This is a genomic window from Stenotrophomonas rhizophila, from assembly GCF_000661955.1.
GTDB classification, from domain to species: domain Bacteria; phylum Pseudomonadota; class Gammaproteobacteria; order Xanthomonadales; family Xanthomonadaceae; genus Stenotrophomonas; species Stenotrophomonas rhizophila.
In genome coordinates this window covers 555595-571176 of the sequence record NZ_CP007597.1, presented here as the reverse complement: position 1 = coordinate 571176, position 15582 = coordinate 555595, and the positions used below count along the sequence as shown (strand labels likewise).

The window sequence follows — 15582 nt, the reverse complement described above, 5'->3', positions numbered from 1 at the left end:
GTGCGTCGCCTGATCTTCTATTGAAGAAGCATCGCCATGGCAGGGACCGCGACAAATTCATGCGCGCGCCCCACCCGGTGCCGCTCCAGAAGACCTGCTTCCACGAGTGCAGTCAGATCGGACAGGGCCGTCGGATAGGAGATCTGATGCGCGCCTTGATGCGTTGCCACGGTATAGGCCCTGTCGGGGTCCCGGATTGCATTGGCAAGAAGCGCCCGTTGGCGATGGTTGAGCTCGATGCCCGCAACCTGTGCCTCACGCAGCACACGCCTTGCCCGACGATCCTGTTCGTTCTTTCGAATGATGTAGGCGTGCAGCGCCGCGATCGACTCCAGAATCACATCCAGCTGTTGAGCAATGAAGTACGTCATATCCGCATCATCGTGCTCGGCGTAGAGGTAGGCGCGCATGTACTTGCCGGGTGATTTCTTGAGAACGCTCGAGATCGACAGGTACTCGGTCAGCCAGTACCCGGCATTCATCATTGCCCAGTAGAACAGCACGCGCGCAGTTCGTCCGTTGCCGTCGCAGAACGGATGGTCGTACCCGAGCTGAAAGTGGATGGCGATTGCCTTGATCACCGGGTGAACGAAGGACTCTTCATCTTTGCCGTTGGCAAAATCACACAGCGCCTGGAGCCTGTCGCGCACCTCGATTGCCGGCGGCGGCGTATGTAGAACCCTGTCTGTACTCCGATCAAAGATCAGCACGTTGTCTTCGGCAGTTCTGAGCTTCCCACAATCATCTTCCGACTCCAGCGTCCCTGCGGTAAGCATGGCGTGCAGCTCAAGAATCTCGTCAACGGTGAACGCCCGCTTTCCTCGCTCCCGAATGACCTTCATCGTGACGTGGTTGTTGTAGATCATCCTCTCGCTTTGATCGCGAGGCTGCCTGCCCGTGCTCAGCATCTCTTTAGCAACCACGCGTGTGGTCGCCGCACCTTCCAGCTGGGAGGACGTCATCGACTCTTCGATCAACGAGCGGATCAGGAAGCGGCCCTGCCCCCCTGAACGCTCCATTCCCTGGATCGCGCCGGCGGCCTCTCGATCGATGTAGTGCAGGCTCTTCTGCAGACTGTCGGTGACTGAAACACTGAACGGCACGCCGTACTTGTCCCGCAAGGGCAACGGCCGCCTCAGGCCAAGGCGAGCGAACTTGATGGAGGCCCACCACGTCCGGGAAGTGAGACCCTCTGGAGGCGTTTTGTGCCGGAGTGTGTCCCAGTGGATGTACTCACCCTTCAAATCTGGCTGGGAGGCACCCGTGGCCAACCACTGCAGAAGGCTGGGCGCATCCTGCTCCATGATTTCATTCAGCTTGGGTGGATCGACAGGGATCTTCATGGCAAGGAACTATAAAGTCTAGTGAAGTTTTATAGCAAATTTGGTCGTGGACCGGGTGCACTGGGCGCCTGAGCAGATCCGAAGCTTGCACCTGCGGTCCGCGCGGGCGGCCCCTTCCGGTGAGGAGCATAAATTTACCCGGGTGTTATTGACGGCAGCGTTTTACCCGGGCAATATTCCGGCATGGACCACGCCACGCCCACCACCTATACCGCCTTCGTAGAGACGCGCCGCCTCATCTGCGGCCCTTTGCACGAGGTAGCTGCGGCCGTACTGCGCGCGCAGCAGACGCAGCCCGACACGCACCCGCTGGTCTTGAACGATGCCACCGGCCAGACGGTGGATCTGGATCTGCGCGGCGGCGAGGATGGGGTTGCAGCACGCTACACCGTGGTGGTGCCGCCCCAACCTCCCAAAGGACGTGGCCGGCCCAAACTCGGTGTCGTAGCGCGGGAAGTGACGCTTCTGCCGGAGCACTGGGACTGGCTCGCTTCGCAACCGGGCGGCGCGTCGGTGGCCTTGCGCAAACTCGTGCACGACGCGCGGCGCCAGGGCGGTTCTCACGACCGCGCGCGCCAGGCGCGCGACCGTGCCTACAACGCAATGTCCACGCTGGCCGGCGACCTGGCCGGTTTCGAGGAAGCATCGCGGGCACTGTTCGCCGGCGACCACGAGCGGCTGACGGCGCAGATGCTCGGCTGGCCGCACGACGTGCGGGCGTACGTCATGCAGCTCGCTGAGCCTGCACCCGCCTAAGCCGGGCCTTTTTCCTTTTCTTTCCAACCCGCGCGCGGCCTCGGGCCGCTGCGCTGTGGGACCCCGCATGCCCCGTTTGCCAGGAAGGCCGCATGAACGTGTCTGACGCACCACCCACCACAGCACCGGCGCCCACGCTGCGTGCGCGCTATCTCGCATTGCTGGCGCCGTTGATCCTGACCCACGCGATGCAAAGCGCGGGCGGGCTGCTTGATGGCTTCTGGCTCGGACGACTGCTGGGCGTGCGCGGCATCGCGACGGCGGCATCGTTCTTTCCGGTGTTCTTCCTGCTGCTGTCGCTGATCATCGGGCTGGGTGCCGGTGCCACCGTTCTGGCGGGCCAGGCAATGGGGGCGGGCGATGCTACGCAACTGCGGCGCGTGGCAGCGACGGCCTGGGCGGCAGCGCTTGGTGTCGGGCTTGCGGTCGCACTGGCTGGCGCGTGGTGTGCGCCGTGGTTGATGCAAGCGCTGGGCACCCCGCCGGACATCCTGCCCGCCGCGATCGACTATGCGCGCGCCATGCTGTTGGTGATGCCCTGCGTGTTTGTCACGTGGGCTGGCATGTCGCTGAGTCGCGGCACCGGCGATGCGACCTCGCCGATGTGGTCTCTGTTGGCGGCTACGTTGGTGGGTGCGGTGTGCACGCCGCTGCTGGTGGCCTACTCATCGCTGGGCGCGACCGGCGTCGCCGTATCCGCACTCTTCGCACAGGGTGCTGCGCTGGCCGTGTTGATGCATCGCTGGCGGCGCAACGGCCATCCGCTTGCCCCTCGCGCGGGCTGGCAGCACTGCAGGCCCAGTGCAGCCGTTGCCAAACGCATGCTGCAGATCGGACTGCCTGCCGCCCTGCAGATGCTGGCAATGGCGCTTGCCGAAATAGTGCTGCTGAGCCTGGTGAACCGTCACGGCTCAACCGCGACCGCCGCCTACGGCGCAGCGACGCAGGTGCTGAGCTGGGTGCAGTTTCCCGCGATGAGCCTGGGCATTGCCGCCGCCATCTTCAGCGCGCATGCCGTCGGCGCGGGACGACGGGAACGTCTGCCGGCCATCGTGGCTACGGGACTGCGCGTGAACGCCACGGTCACCCCTCTGTTCGTGGTTGCCGCGCATCTGCTCGCGCCGTTGGCGCTGCGCGCATTCCTGGAACCCGGACCCGTACTGGAACTGTCGGTCACCATCGTGCGCACGTTGGCCTGGAGCGTGCTGCTGCTCGGATGGAGCAACGTCCTGGTGGGCGCGATGCGCGCGAACGGTGCGGCGCTGATCCCGGCGCTCCTGAGCATGGCCGCGATCCTTTGCGTCGAGTTGCCGGTCGCTGCGGCGCTGGAAGAGCGCTTCGGCCTGGCAGGCCTGTTCTGGGCCGTTCCTGCCGCATTCCTGACCATGCTGGTGCTGCATGGCCTCTACTACCGTCACAAGGAAAGAAGCGATGGACGCTGACAACACACCGGTATCGCGCGCGGCGCGTCGCGCGGCCGCACGCCAAGCGCGCGACGCCTTCCCGCCCATGGGCATCTATGCCATCCGTGATCGCGAAAGTGGCCACCTCCTGCTGGGCGCAAGCCGCAACGTTCACGCCTCGCTGAATCGCGCTCGCTTTGAACTGCTGATGGGCAAGCACACGGACCGTGTGCTGCAAGCCGCGTGGAATCGTGGCGGCGCGGATGGACTTCACTTCGACGTGCTGGAACTGTTGAAGGAGCGGGAGAATGCAGACGTCGACTACGAGGGCGAGTTGAAGGCGCTGGAGGAGTTCTATCGCGAACTGCATGGGCTGACGCCATGAGTCTGGGCGGTTTGCGCGTGTATGGGCATTCATTGGAGCGCACCGACCAGGTGCGCGCGCCCCTCAACGAATGCAGCCCCACCACCGTGCGCAACCGCTCGCACCAATGCGTGCAGTGGTCTGATAGAGAATCGGATACAGCGAGCCACCGGTGACCGTAACCGTGGCACCCGCATTGACCACGTCCGGCGCAATCGCATCGATACGGGGTTGCTGCGCATTCTGGTCGACGACGAAATCGGTGCTGCTGGCCACGCTTTGGCTACCGACCGTTACCGATATCGGGCCCGTGACGGCACCGGCGGGCACCAGCACCAGGAGCTCGCCGACGCTGCCGCTCACTACTGTGGCGGGGATGCCGGCAAAGCGCCAGTAACACGAAGAGTCAGATCGCAACGCGTTGCAGAATGGAAGAACGCGTGGCATCGCCGACGCTTCGACCCTGGACAGCGCCAACGCCACGCTCCACCTGTGCTTCCATCACAGCTCACTCCTATGTGTCAGGCCTCGCGACCGCTCCTTTGACCAGCAGACTCTGCATGCCGCGGCCGGACAATTGCGGACCTACGGCTCGACCTCCATTTGCCGCCTTACCTCACGAATGAGCTGCTGTGCAGCTGCATTGGCTTTACTTGCATCGGATCGCTTGGCCGCCTCCAAGGCATCAAGCAGCATTGCATGTCGCTTCGCTGCATCGCTCTCCCGCCTTGCCGCCAAGACAGTACTTGATGCGTAGAAGTACAGCTCGTTCGAATCACCAAGCTCGCGAGCGGTGGCCTTCCACTTCTCGGCAAGTTCGTCGCTTCCCGAGAGCGCCTCATAGTGCGCGATCAATCGCCTCACGGATTCGAGATCGCCCTTCTTCGCGGCCGCCTCCACCAATGCACGCTCCTTTTCCGGAATCACGGCCCTCCGTGCACGCGTTAAGCGTACGGTAGGCCGCCGTGGCGCAGCGTAACCAAGATTGCAGCGAGCTATGGTGCGCCGCTCCGGCGCGTGCGGCCCAAGCAAGCCATGAGTCAAGGCCTTCGATCGACTGCATCGCAGTCATAGTTGCGACTCGATCGGCAACCAGCCGGCCACGCGCGCCAGCGCACGGCGCCATGGTCCGGCATCAGGCTCCTGTTCCAGCATGACGGCCGGTTGTCGTGTTCCGTCGCGCCAACGTAAGTCGCCATTCCGGCTGCACGACAGCTGGTAGCTAAGGTCGGGCGTGGCCAAGCGAAGGAATTCGGTGCGAAGCGCACGACCCATGTCGGGGTCATCGAACAGTACCCCCATCTCCGTATTCAGGTTCTTCGACCGGGGGTCGATGTTGAAGGACCCAACGAAACCACGGGTCCCGTCCAAGACAAAAGCCTTTGTGTGCAGGCTGGCTCGCTTGCCGAAGTACGCCGGTGCCGCCTGCGCATGCGCCTGAGCCTCGCCACGCAGCTCGTAAAGGTGAACGCCGAGTTGCAGGAGACGTTTACGGTAGACTGCATAGCCGCTGTGCACTGCAGAGACATCGTTCGCCGCAAGTGAGTTGGTAACTACGCTGACTTGCGCGCCACGGCTACCCACGGCGGCGAGAAGCGTGGTGCCGTCCTCGCCAGGCACAAAGTAGGGCGAGATCACCATCACTTCGCTGCCAGCGCCGGAGATCATCGGCGCAAGCCGCGCCACCAGCCACTGGGCGTGGTTGTCGCCCGACAGCTTCAGCGGCGGGTCGGCGACGACTTGGATGCTGGGGCTCCAATGAGGCTGCAGGCCTCTGTCATGGAGCGCACTCATCAGATGGGAATCTGCCACGCGCGCGAGATAGCGCATTGCGCCCGCACTTCCGGCATCGCGATACACCCCTTCGAGCAGCGTACGCACGGCCTCCGGTCCACGACTGCCGAGCGTACCGACCGGAATCGCTGCGGAGCTGTTCCAGTAGTCGTCGAAGATCAAGCTCGCCTGCGATACCGCCGGTCCTAGCAGTAGCAGGTCAAGGTCCCGGAAGTTCATCTCGGAATCCGCACTAAAGTACTGCTCGCCGATGTTGCGACCACCGATGATCGCCACGCGACCGTCCGCGATCCATGCCTTGTTGTGCATTCGATGAGTCATCGTCATCGCGCGGCGCACCAGTTCCAGAGCACGCCAACCACTTTTTCGATTGCGAAGCGGGTTATACAGTCGGAGCTCTATGTTCGGGTGTGCGTCCATGGCGAGCAGGTATGGGTCCAGCCCGGAGGCATTCATGTCATCGAGCAGAATCCGCACGCGGACACCGCGCTGCGCTGCATCGTATGCCTTGCGCGCCAGCAGCCGGCCCGCGATGTCGTCGCGCCAGATGAAATACTGCAGATCGAGGCTGCGGCCGGCGTTCAGCGCGGTTATCGCGCGCGCAGCAAAGGCATCCAGTCCGTCGGCCAGAAAGATTGCGCCAGTCTCACCTGGATGGGCCGCAAGCAAGGGCGCCAGATCGCGGTCGATAGCTGTGTCGGCAGACTGCACTGGAAGCGCGTAGCCGGGCATGCCGGTCGCTGCCGGTGCGACCTCGTCAATGAGCAGAAGACCGCCGAGCATCACAGCCAGTGCTGCCGCCAAAACCACGGAAGTCCAGATCAACATGCGCTTCATCGACGGCCGCGCTCTTCGGCGGTCCCAGCTCGGAAGAGTGCGGACAGCCAAGTGTCCACCACAAACATGAAAAGTAGCGTGGTGCCTAGCGCCACCGCTACCGACGAGAACCGATACAGCGACGTTCCAATAATGTCTCCGTCGGGAGTAAGTTGGCCGGCCAATACAGCAAGCGCAGTCGCCGCGGCCAAGCCAACGGCCGGTCCGGCGCGTTCACGCGCATGCATAAGTCCGAAGTAGAGTAGGCCGGGAACGTACAGGCTCAACAGCAGCAGGAGGTTTCCAGGGTGCGCGTGCAGCAGCAGCTCCGATGCAAGGGCACAGGCAGAGCCGGCAAGCGTGCCTAGGGCGCGCTGCCACGACGCCCTGCGCCCTGCGCTGAGCGTCATGGGGAACAGTACGAGTACCGTCGCAGCTTGGGCAGACAGCGAATCGGGAAGGTCGAGCAGCTGAAACGCGATGTACGACGCAGTCGCGCAGAGTGCTCCCAGCGCGATCCGCTGCGGCCGCTCGGCAGGTGCCGGCGTCGGGGGGGCAGGTGCTGCCCTACGCTCGGGAAAAGCGGCGTGGACAAGCAGCGAAGCAATGATCGCGACGAACGTGGCCAACAACTGCGCCGTCTTAAGCATGTCGCCGTCGATCTGTGGGTAGCTTGCCAGGTGGACGAGAATCGAGGTGGAAACAAGCGACAGCGCGCCCACGAGAAACCAGGTTCCTTTGGCCATCAGCGTGAAACACCCTGCTGCAAAGAGCCCGAAGATCAGACTGGCTAGGTAGGGCGAGACGTTCCCTAGTATGGCTAGCATGCCTGACATCATGATCGCTACCGGGCTGGAGACGCCGAACTGGGCAAAGATGCGAAGGTTGCAGACGGGTACCAATCCCAACAGCAGGATTGGGTAAACCGCGAAGAACGCGGCATAGGGCCAGTCCATTACCTTGGCTAGAAAGAGGCAGGCCGCGCTGGCCGCCGTCATCCGGCAGGCTTGGCGCCATCCGGCCACATCGACGGCACCGGCTGCAGCAGGTGGCATCGCGTCAGTAGACATAGTGCAGGTAGCTGACGAACTGAATCTGGGCGTGGCCAAGCCATAGCCTCACGCCTCCAGTCCCGGTATGAAGCTGGACGGTTGCACGGGCGCCCGACATCAGCTGGACAGGGGGAGATTGGAGCAACCTGAGGTTGACACGGACCCGCTCAGCATCACGCAGCCAGCGATCACTATGGTCAGGACTGGCAAGGCGGCCATCTGCAACGATGTGGCCGTCGGCGATGCCTGGCTCCAGCGACGTAACCTCGGACTTGAATACCAAGCCCGGTAATGCGTCAAACGCAACCTCCGCCAAAGTGCCTGCGGCAACCCCTCGCAGGGACTTTTCACGGAAATCCGCATGGAGCTGTGGGGAGGTGCTGACCAATGCCAACCTGGGCACACCGGCCTGCGCGTAGGTGCCAGCCTCCAGTTGGAGGTTGCTGACGACACCCGGTTCGAGCGCGGTCACTTTTGAGCGGGTCAGGTCGATACGACTGTTGGCCAAGGCGTTGTGGGCAAGCCGCAACCGCAGGCTCTGCTCCCCGGCGCTACCGCGACGAACCTTTGCGGCCTGCAGGGCGGCCCGTGCGGCCTCCAGCTCGGCGCTTGCGGTCACGCTTTGGGCTTCGGCCTTGTCTAAGGCCGCGCGTGAGACAAAGCCCTCCTTGGACAGAAGCCGGAAGCGGCCGTGCTCACGTTCGGCGTCCTGGTACTGCGCCTGGGCCCGATTGACCTGCGAGGCCGCGCTTGCGATTGCGGCATCCAGTTCCGCATTGCTCTGGACGGCCTGCTCAAGCTGTAGCTCCGCATTCTGAACGGCATTGCGGTATACGAGCGGATCAATCTCGAAGAGCAGATCACCCCGCTGCACACGCTGGTTATTCGCGACCGCGACCCTGACCACCCGACCATTAACTTCGGGAGAAACCTGGGTGACGCGATAGATCAGGCGTGCGTCTGCCGATATAGGCATGTGGATGTCAGCGATCAAGAAGTAGGCAAAGGCGGCCACGGCGGCTGCCAGGCATGTGGACATCCACAAACGGAAACGCTTCTCGGGGTTCATCATGACATCGACTCGGCGCTGAAAGGCCGTCCTTGTAAGGTGCGTAGGCACATGTGCGTAGTCTCGCGCCACCGGCCTTCGTGGATAAGGCCACTAGAGGGACGCGCCCTGTTGAGCGGCACGCAACAATCCACACCTCCAGGCACAGTTGTGATTCCTACGATGAAACAACGTACTGAGGAATAAGCACCTAGTGGATGCGCCGGCGGATATATAGCATTCGTCGTATAGGAAGCCACGGTGATGACCCACGTGGCCCGTGCCATTCAACAGGAACTCAACCATGTACAAGCCATCTCCATCGCCGGCGGTAGCTATCTCGGGCTACCAGAAAGCTATTCTGGAACGGCTGACAGAAGCGCTGCAGACAGGTGACGCATCACTCAGCGACCCCGGCAGCGTCGCCGAAGCGGTCGGGATCTCACGAAAAGAGATATCTGCTGCTTTTGGATGCGAGGGCGGGATGGTGCTTGCCCTTGCCGGGCACTACGCATCTTTCCTCGTTGCACCGCTGCGCGCTTGTGCGACAGCGGCTGACATGAAGGTTGTGCTGCGAGAATTCGCAAGTCGCTTTGTCGCGGCTAACACGGGAGGGGCATTGGCGCAGCTTTATCGCCTGGGTCTCGGCGAGAGCGCGCGCAGCCGCGAATCGGGAAATCTGTTCTTCCAGGCAGGACCAGCGGCGGTCAACGAGGCGCTTGGACGCTTCCTTCGGTTGGCGCAAGATGCAGGTGTGGTGGAGCCGACGGATGAGCGGGAGATGGCCAGCCACCTGCTTGCACTGCTGCGCGGCGGGTGGCACGTGGCTGACATGCTGGGCTGGCCCTGCCCGGAGCGAAGCGACGATGACCGGGTCGACATTCGCAGGATTGTCGATCTGTTCTGTGCAGGAGTCTGTCAGGAGGCGCCGCATGCATATGCTGCCGCCTAGGCCGCAGCGCCGCAGTGCATTGGCAACGCGGGGCGGCCAATACTCCGCGCCGGCGTTGGGAATCAACGTAGACCAGGACGGTGCCCCGATTTCTTCCCCTGCAGTGGAGTGGTTCGTGTGCTTCGTGCCTGGGTTGCGCAAGCAATGGTGGCATAGCTTTGCGCATGCAAGGTACAAGCATGTATATGCAATGCGCCCGCTCGGGGGCGGTGAATGGTTGATCGTTGAGCCATGGTGGACGCGGATGATGATCCGGGTCCTCACCCTCGATCAGGCGATGAGGTACCTGCGCTGGGGTGCGGCCGGCGCCATCATGTGCGCTACCGAGCACGTTCCCGGGAATGCAAGCCAGATGCGTGGCTGGGCCAATTGCAGCGTACTGGTCGCCTTCCTGCTCGGGCGGGGCTACCGGACCTGGACACCGAATGGCCTTCGGGTTCGTCTGGCCGCGGAGCCCGGAACTTCGCGGGTGGAGTTGCCCGAGTTCCTGGCGGGATACACCCGCCAGCTCGCCCAGGAGGAGATGCGCGCGGCCTTAACCGGCATGCATAGGATGCAGGGCGAATCGCTCGAAGAGTCCCTGAAGCGTGCAGGCAGGGATCTAATGGGCTACCTAGTGCATCCTTCCATGATCAGTCTGTGCAGGGCGTTCATCGTGGAGGCGCCACACTTCCCTGCGGCCGCGCATGTGTTCTGGCGGCAGGGTCCAGGGCGCGTCACGGCGGCGTTTGCGGGGATTTTCTTAGGCGCAATCAATGCAGGGGGGCTGGCCGATGGCTCTGCAAGCCAGGCAGCGCGTTCATTTGTTTCGATGCTTTGCGGCGACCTGTACCTCGAGGCATTGTTCGGGGATTCTTCGGCAGTCTCTCCTGAGCGGATTGCTACGCACGTAGATTCGGTCGTTAGGGTATTCATGAATGGGTGGGGCCCTGGGGCCATGGATCTGCCTGGGTAGGCAGGCCGATCGATCAGCTGCAGCATCGACAGCACACCCAAAGGCCAACCTCCCTACGGGTGTACTCTTGCCAGGTCTAGCCCAATCGCGATGGGAGGGTGCGTGGAGACCAACATGGCAGGCCAGCCTTGCGATCACCCGCCGCAGGCTGGTGGTGATGCTTGGCAGTTTGGTTCGCTTGTGATCTCTGAATTGCAGCGTCGGATAGAAGTGCGCGGAAGCCCGGTAAGGATCGGTCCGCGATCCTTTGAACTGCTCATGCTGCTGGTGAAGCACGCCGGGGAGTTCGTGGGCAACCGCCACCTGCTCTCAGCCGTCTGGGCGGGCGTCGTGGTCGAGGACGCAAGCGTCCGCGTCCATATCTCGCTGATACGCAAGGCGCTCGGCGCGCCACTGCCGAGCGACGGATGCCTAGAGTGGATAAGCAACGTACCGCTGCGCGGCTACCGTTTCAACGGCCAGCTGACCAGCAGGAGAAGCAGTACGAGTGTCACCAGTCAAACCGCCAACCACCCAGCACTTACCTTACTGCCGTCAAGGCTGACTACACTGGTGGGCCGGCAGGCTACAGTGGATGAGGTCGCCTCACTGATGCAGGTAAACCGTCTGGTGACCATCGTCGGCCCGGGCGGAATAGGCAAAACCAGCATTGCGGTGTGTGTGGCCGTCCGGCTGCAGGCCGAGTTGGGAATTCCAGCTGCGTTCGCGGACTTTTCTCCACTGGTGTCACCAGAACACGTTCCGGACGCAGTTGCACGGGCACTTGGAGTGCCTGCGGGTGCGTCCGATGCCATTGATGCAATCCACAGCAACCTCGTGGGCCGGCCGGTGCTGTTGGTGGCGGATAACTGTGAGCATGTCCTGGGCCCGCTGGCGGCAACGGTTGATCGGTTGCTGTCCAGGCTTCCCGGATTGCGCGTGCTGGCTACCAGCCGCGAATCCCTGCAGTTGCCCGGTGAACGGCTCATCAGACTTCTGGGGCTAGATCTGCCGGCTGGCAGGTCGACCTCGTTGGAGCAGCTTTCCCGGTCGCCAGCTGCTGAACTTTTGTTGGCCCGTGCCAAGGCTGCAGGTGCAGCAGACTTCAACGAAGGCGATACCGAAGCGCTGGCTGCCATCACACGTCAACTGCAGGGCGTACCACTGGCCATAGAGCTGGTTGCGGCACAATTGGGGAAGCAGCCTGCGCGGGATCTGGCATTGCGCCTCCAGGACCACGCTCGGTTGCTCTCGATAGGGCGTCGCGGTGCGTTTGATCGCCAGCGGAGTCTTGCTGCTGCACTGGACTGGAGCATGGCGCTACTTGATGAAAAGGAGGCGCAGCTGCTGCGCGCCTTGTCGGCGTTCCGGGGGCGCTTCGATATGGAGGCGGCGCTAGCGATCTGCATGGGAAAGATCGAACCTGACGACGCACTGGATGCGCTCTCATCGCTCGTCGACAAATCGCTGGTGATGTTCGATCCCAGCTCTCAGGTGGCGCCGTATCGGCTGCTGGACACTACTCGGGCCTATGCGGCGTCCCATGCTACCCGCGTCGGCGAAGAGCCCATGCTCCTGCAACGTCATGCCGCCCATATGCTTGATGCCATGCGTGCAGCGACGGCTGAACTTCCGCTGATCGAGGAGGCGCAGTGGGGCGAACGTCACGTGCACAGGCTCGACGATGTCCGATTCGCCTTGCGCAACAGCCTAGCCGATTCAGGCGACCTGCAAGTGGCGGCCGCACTGGTGGCTGCGTCTTCGCCCCTCTGGTTTCATGCTTCGCTGCTCGCTGAATACCGCGATGGCGTCGCCGCGACCCTGGCCGCCATGGAGTCACGGCGCGCTGATGACGCCATGGCCACCGCCTCCCTCTCGACCGCGCTGCTGGTCGCAATGCTCCATACCGATGCACTCAGCCCATCGCTGGATGGGCTTTGGCTCAAGGCGATTTCGGCGGCACGCCAGGCCGAGGCCCCTGTGTTCCAGTTGCAGGCGCTGTGGGGCCGGTGTACCTACGAAATGTTCCGCGGCGAATACCCACTCGCGCTCCGGCATGCGGATGAACTGATGCAAGTAATTATGCCTTGGGGGGATGCTGCGGCATTGAACCTTGCGCATCGCACGTGCGCGATGGCCAATCACTTCTCTGGGCGGCTGGCGATTTCTTCGGCACATTCCCACGCCTCATTGCTAATAGGCGAGCACGCGCCGCGCACACCGACGAACATGGTGGGCGTGGATCCGATTGTCGCCGCGAATGCAATGCTGTCGCGGACCCAATGGTTGCAGGGAGACCTCGCTCAAGCCCTAGAAACTGCAATCGGCATGGTGGAACGTGCGCGACAGAGTAAGCATTCCCTTTCATTGTGCGCGGCACTATTTGGAGCATGTCCGGTCGCATTATGGTCCGGCCAGAAGGAATTAGCCGGTGAATGGATCGAGCTGATGCGCAAGGAAGCAACGCGACGCGGACTAGGGGGCTGGCTGCGCTTCCCTGAGTGGTACCACGATGGGTGGCGACTGTTGTTCGAGGATGCTGCAGAGCATAGACGCAAGGTGCGCGAGCTGCTGCCCGGCTTCGAGGTGCCAAGGCAGGAAATGCTTGCCACCTTCAGTGTCGACTGGGTGGCACCGTCGCTGATGGCCAGGGTGCTGGCGGGGGAGTCCGCGTGGTGCGCCGCAGAGGTCTGGCGCGGCGAGGCCAGGCGACACGCACGCGAGGGGAACCTGGGAGAGGCCGAAGCATGTCTGAATCAGGCCATGGCGGTCGCATTGGAACAGGGTGCTGCGGCATGGCACTGGCGCGCTTCCTACGATTTGGCCCGTCTGCTCATCAGGCGGGGCGAGCATCGGCAGGCGTCCAGCGTGGTCCGCAAGGTACTCGCCAACTGGCCCCGGACCGATAGCGCGCCCCTGTTGAAGCGTATTGAAAGACTCGCCAGTGCGCTGTTCCGGCGTATCGAGAGCTAGCGACGAAAGTGCGCTCGGGGTTGTCTGCAGCGTGCCTTTACACACTTTTACACGTCGTGACTGGCGTCACCCACGCAGGTGCCATCAATCTAGCACCCACGCCTGGCGCAGCAGCGTTAGCGGCAGCGCGTCCTGTCCCTAACCAGGCCCCCTTCCATGGAAAACTCTCGTCACCAACAGATGCTAGGCGATCCGCTGGCGGGCTCCTTCGCCACCACCTATTCAGGCATCGTGGCATTCATTGCGGTCGTCACAGATGGCAGCTTTTCGAAGGCAGCCAACCGGCTGGGCATCGGTCGGTCTGCGGTAAGCCGCAGCGTCCAGAAACTGGAGAGCCAGCTCGACGTACGCCTGTTCCATAGAACGACGCGATCAACTACGTTGACGTCCGACGGGAACACCTTCTACGCAAGCTGCCATGAAGGCGTCGAACGTATCGTGCAGGCGCTGGAGGAGATGCGCGACCTCAAAGCGGGCCCTCCTCGTGGGCGCATCCGGATTCAATCGACAGTCGGCTTCGGCCGGCGCATCGTTGCGCCCCTACTCGGGGCTTTCCAGCACGAATATCCTGAAGTGTCGGTCGATCTAATATTGAACGACCAACCGGTCGACTTCACCGTCGACCGGGTCGACGTTGCATTCCTTGAAGGAAGGTTGCTCGATTCGCAGGTGATTGCGCGCAGGATGGTGCCCATGTGCGTTCAGACCTACGCCTCGCCGGGCTACCTCGCACGTCGTGGGACGCCGATGCAGCTGGAAGACCTTGCCCGACATGACTGCGTCACGCTGCGATTGGCCACGGGCAGGATTGACGAATGGGAATTCAACCTTGACGACCGGATCCAGCGCATGCTGCCCAACGCACAGGTAACCTTCAACGACCCTGAGCTGGCACTGCAGGCGGTACTCGACGATCATGGTGTCGCGCAGCTTCCTGCGTACCTGGCGGCGAGGCCACTGGCGTCAGGGTTACTGGTCCCGCTTCTTGATCGGTACGCAGTTCATGACCAAGGCCATTACATCTGTTATCAGAGCAGGCAGCACATGCCATCTAGGACACGGGCGTTCGTAGACTTCATGGCTGATCGAATTGCAGACGGTTGGCTGCTGCCATCGCAGATCGCAACTGGCGCAGGCGTCGCGTTTATGCGACAGGAATGCGATGCAGCCGTGCCTCAATGCGATAAGGCCGCTGTTGCCCTTCCGCCCCGGGCCTGCGCGGATCCGCTGGGCCAGGCCTTCAATTCGCTTTCGAGCGATTGAAAGGCGTTGGCAGCGGATGTGACGTGGTCCGCATCGCCTGGCAAGGCCTTGCATGACCCGAGGCTGTGCAGGGCCAAGAACATTCCTTGGAGCAGCGCCGCGAGTGGAACCACGACCCAGCACGCAACTGTGGCAGTAAATGTATCGTCAAACAGTATCAGCGGACTCATCGCATCGAGCAGGCCGAAGGGCAGAAGCAGGCCGAAGGACCACAGCAGTACGGTGTCGACGATTGAATGCCGTCCGGTAGCCGGATCCTCTCTGAATCGCATCGCATCGACCCGCTGACTTTGCATCTGCTGCAGCAGGCTGTGCAGTGCATTGAAAGACGCTGGATCCAGCGTCTCTTCCACTCTCAGCGACTTGAGCGCCGCACTCTGCAATCGCAACACTCCCTCCGCGCCTTGCTGACCACTGCGAACGTCCACGCCCCGAGTGAGTTCGACCGGCTCCCCTGTATCGTTCCATCGCAGCTCCCGACGCAATGCTGCAAGCCATACCAGATGGCGCTCAACCAGGGTTTGTGCGTTCCCTTGGTCGCCCAGTGCGGCGTGGGCCAGCAGCGCCCAGTTCCGGCTGGTGGCATGGATGGATGCCCAGGTCGCCTCTCCAGAGGCAAGATGGTTGCGACGATGGAAGGCCTTGAACCCAGTGGATACGGCCAGGCTCAGCCCAGGAAACGCCAGCAGGCCCCATGGAAAGCTGATCCACTGTCCATCCGTCCACCGATACAGTGCAACCACCGCCGTGGAATAGAGGGCAACCAGCACTAGGCCCCCGCTTGTCCTGCGTGCGAGACGCAGCAATCGTTGAGTGTTGGATACATGCATGTCTGCGTTCTCCGGAGGGGCGCGGACACGGAGATGGCCATGTCCGCGCTGCAT

14 protein-coding genes are annotated in these 15582 nt (G+C 62.7%); 7 read left to right on the top strand and 7 right to left on the bottom strand.

Features of this window, described 5'->3' with window-relative positions:
* Positions 1–17 precede the first annotated feature (17 nt).
* Positions 18–1343, bottom strand: a complete 1326-nt coding sequence (locus DX03_RS02400; RefSeq protein ID WP_038686043.1) for a Fic family protein — start codon at positions 1341–1343, stop codon at positions 18–20.
* Positions 1344–1526: 183 nt separating this feature from the next.
* On the opposite strand from DX03_RS02400, the gene DX03_RS02395 reads away from it, so the two are divergent.
* From DX03_RS02395 to DX03_RS02385, 3 genes are all read left to right on the top strand, one after another.
* A complete protein-coding gene (locus DX03_RS02395; protein WP_038686041.1) occupies positions 1527–2099 on the top strand; it encodes a DUF2239 family protein in 573 nt (190 codons plus the stop codon).
* 92 nt (positions 2100–2191) lie between these two features.
* Positions 2192–3541 (top strand): MATE family efflux transporter, encoded by a 1350-nt coding sequence (locus DX03_RS02390; protein ID WP_038686038.1) that lies wholly within the window; start codon positions 2192–2194, stop codon positions 3539–3541.
* Entirely contained in the window at positions 3531–3887 is a 357-nt protein-coding gene (locus DX03_RS02385; protein ID WP_038686036.1) for a GIY-YIG nuclease family protein, read from the top strand. Before DX03_RS02390 ends, DX03_RS02385 begins: the two co-directional genes overlap by 11 nt.
* Positions 3888–3950: 63 nt before the next feature.
* Here the strand turns inward: DX03_RS02385 and DX03_RS02380 are convergent, their stop codons facing one another.
* The 5 genes from DX03_RS02380 to DX03_RS02360 all read right to left on the bottom strand — a co-directional run bounded on the left by DX03_RS02380 (position 3951) and on the right by DX03_RS02360 (position 8597).
* Positions 3951–4349 carry a hypothetical protein gene (locus tag DX03_RS02380; RefSeq protein WP_185753447.1) on the bottom strand — a complete coding sequence of 133 codons (399 nt, stop codon included), beginning with the start codon at positions 4347–4349 and terminating at the stop codon, positions 3951–3953.
* Positions 4350–4451: 102 nt separating this feature from the next.
* On the bottom strand, positions 4452–4793 hold the full coding sequence (locus tag DX03_RS02375; RefSeq protein ID WP_185753446.1) for a hypothetical protein: 342 nt from the start codon (positions 4791–4793) through the stop codon (positions 4452–4454).
* 141 nt (positions 4794–4934) lie between these two features.
* On the bottom strand, positions 4935–6488 hold the full coding sequence (locus tag DX03_RS02370) for a phospholipase D family protein (RefSeq protein WP_038691773.1): 1554 nt from the start codon (positions 6486–6488) through the stop codon (positions 4935–4937).
* Positions 6489–6493: 5 nt separating this feature from the next.
* Positions 6494–7546 carry a DUF2955 domain-containing protein gene (locus DX03_RS02365; protein WP_081797128.1) on the bottom strand — a complete coding sequence of 351 codons (1053 nt, stop codon included), beginning with the start codon at positions 7544–7546 and terminating at the stop codon, positions 6494–6496.
* Entirely contained in the window at positions 7536–8597 is a 1062-nt protein-coding gene (locus tag DX03_RS02360; protein ID WP_038691770.1) for an HlyD family secretion protein, read from the bottom strand. Before DX03_RS02360 ends, DX03_RS02365 begins: the two co-directional genes overlap by 11 nt.
* Positions 8598–8880: 283 nt before the next feature.
* Between DX03_RS02360 and DX03_RS21045 the strand changes: the two genes are divergently transcribed.
* The 4 genes from DX03_RS21045 (at position 8881) to DX03_RS02340 (ending at position 14698) form a co-directional block, all read left to right on the top strand.
* Entirely contained in the window at positions 8881–9528 is a 648-nt protein-coding gene (locus tag DX03_RS21045; RefSeq protein WP_185753445.1) for a TetR/AcrR family transcriptional regulator C-terminal domain-containing protein, read from the top strand.
* Positions 9509–10483, top strand: a complete 975-nt coding sequence (locus DX03_RS02350; protein WP_185753444.1) for a TetR/AcrR family transcriptional regulator C-terminal domain-containing protein — start codon at positions 9509–9511, stop codon at positions 10481–10483. The genes DX03_RS21045 and DX03_RS02350 overlap by 20 nt, the downstream gene beginning before the upstream one ends.
* A gap of 114 nt (positions 10484–10597) precedes the next feature.
* Positions 10598–13435: an ATP-binding protein gene (locus DX03_RS02345; protein WP_081797305.1), complete on the top strand. Its 2838-nt coding sequence runs from the start codon at positions 10598–10600 to the stop codon at positions 13433–13435.
* A gap of 156 nt (positions 13436–13591) precedes the next feature.
* Positions 13592–14698 (top strand): LysR family transcriptional regulator, encoded by a 1107-nt coding sequence (locus DX03_RS02340; protein ID WP_081797126.1) that lies wholly within the window; start codon positions 13592–13594, stop codon positions 14696–14698.
* On the opposite strand, the gene DX03_RS02335 is transcribed toward DX03_RS02340, so the two are convergent.
* A complete protein-coding gene (locus DX03_RS02335) occupies positions 14611–15528 on the bottom strand; it encodes a bestrophin family protein (RefSeq protein WP_185753443.1) in 918 nt (305 codons plus the stop codon). The two genes, DX03_RS02340 and DX03_RS02335, sit on opposite strands and share 88 nt — an antisense overlap.
* Between the last annotated feature and the right edge of the window lie 54 nt (positions 15529–15582).